1 protein-coding gene is annotated in these 427 nt (G+C 31.6%); it reads left to right on the top strand.

Annotated features, from left to right (window positions below; all coding sequences use genetic code 11):
• Nucleotides 1-75 precede the first annotated feature (75 nt).
• Nucleotides 76-309: a hypothetical protein gene (locus tag AOA61_RS00545; RefSeq protein ID WP_099600889.1), complete on the top strand. Its 234-nt coding sequence runs from the start codon at nucleotides 76-78 to the stop codon at nucleotides 307-309.
• Nucleotides 310-427: the final 118 nt, after the last annotated feature.

Here is a 427-nt window from a genome sequence, read left to right as displayed (position 1 = left end):
GAACATCGAAAAAATGCTTAAAGAAGTGGATTAATTGTTGCTAGCCAAATTCTGAAGTTACGGAGGTTTATCGAAGTGGATAATGTTCTTATCATAGACATGTTATATCAATTGTTTGTTTTAATAACAGTTCTTATCGTTCCGATATTAGTAGTTGTTGTAATTGTTAAGGTAGTACGTAGAATGGATCGTCGGGCGGATGAACGGTTAAAGCTCGACAAAGAAAATGCTGCACTTCAACAACAGCAAATCAAAGAGATTAATGCTCGCATTACTAATATTGAAAAAATGCTTAAGGAAGTAGATTAATCGTTGTAATGTAATTTTAACCTTTCACATTAGATAGAAACAGGCAGTAAAAATCACAAAGATTTTTACTGCCTTTCAGATTACCGTTATAGCTAATTTTTTTTAATAAACATAAAAG

Source organism: Pseudomonas sp. 2995-1 (assembly GCF_002742505.1).
GTDB classification, from domain to species: domain Bacteria; phylum Pseudomonadota; class Gammaproteobacteria; order Pseudomonadales; family Pseudomonadaceae; genus Aquipseudomonas; species Aquipseudomonas sivasensis.
Note: the sequence above shows the minus strand (reverse complement) of the source record. Positions and strands in the feature narration are given on the sequence as shown.